Origin of the sequence: Dietzia sp. DQ11-38-2, from assembly GCF_014145055.1 — a bacterium.
Classification (GTDB): Bacteria; Actinomycetota; Actinomycetes; order Mycobacteriales; family Mycobacteriaceae; genus Dietzia.
Genome location: NZ_JAALDW010000158.1, coordinates 773 through 1460 on the forward strand (window position 1 = coordinate 773; position 688 = coordinate 1460).

At 72.7% G+C, this 688-nt stretch carries 1 protein-coding gene; it reads right to left on the minus strand.

Going from position 1 to position 688, the window contains the following annotated elements; translation table 11 throughout:
- On the minus strand, positions 1-661 hold a 661-nt coding region (locus tag G6026_RS17885), incomplete at its 3' end, for a circularly permuted type 2 ATP-grasp protein (protein ID WP_347238072.1).
- Positions 662-688: the final 27 nt, after the last annotated feature.

The window sequence follows — 688 nt, forward strand, 5'->3', positions numbered from 1 at the left end:
GCAGGGTGTCGCGGATCATGGGGAACGCCTGGTCGGGCGAGTGGAGATCGAACTCGTCCACGAGATCTCCGAACAGGGTCGCCGTCATCTCGCGGTGGGCGGTGGAGAAGGCGATGCCCGAGGGGACGCGGACGTTGTCCTCGAGCACCAACCACCGACCGTCGTCAGCGCACACCAGGTCGATCCCGCAGATGTGGGCCCGGACCCGGCCCGCCCCCGGTGCCTGCCCGGTGCCGGTCCGGAACCCCGGCGCGCGGTCCAGGGCCTCGGGGGTGAGGTGCCCGGCCGCCACGAACTCCTGCTCGCCGTAGACGTCATCGAGGAACGCGTCGAGGGCTCGGGCGCGCTGCTCGATGCCCGCGGCGAGCCTCTCCCATACCTCTGCGGTGAGGATCCGTGGGACGAAGTCCATCGGGAACGCGTGGGGCCGCTCCTGGCCGGTGACCCGGAACGTGACCCCGGCGACCGAGGCCTCCTGTTCCGCCCTCACCTGCCGGGCGCGGAGCCTCACGGTGCCGATCCTCTGCAGGGCGGTGAGGACCGGGTCGTACGGGGCCCGCGGTCGCCCGCCCACCTCGACCGCCTCGTCCCAGCTCGGATCCGAGTCGAGTCCCTCGATGGGCAGGTAGACACCGAACAGCCTCGCGTGCGCGTCGGGCACCGGCGACCGGGAGCCGCTGGTGCCGCC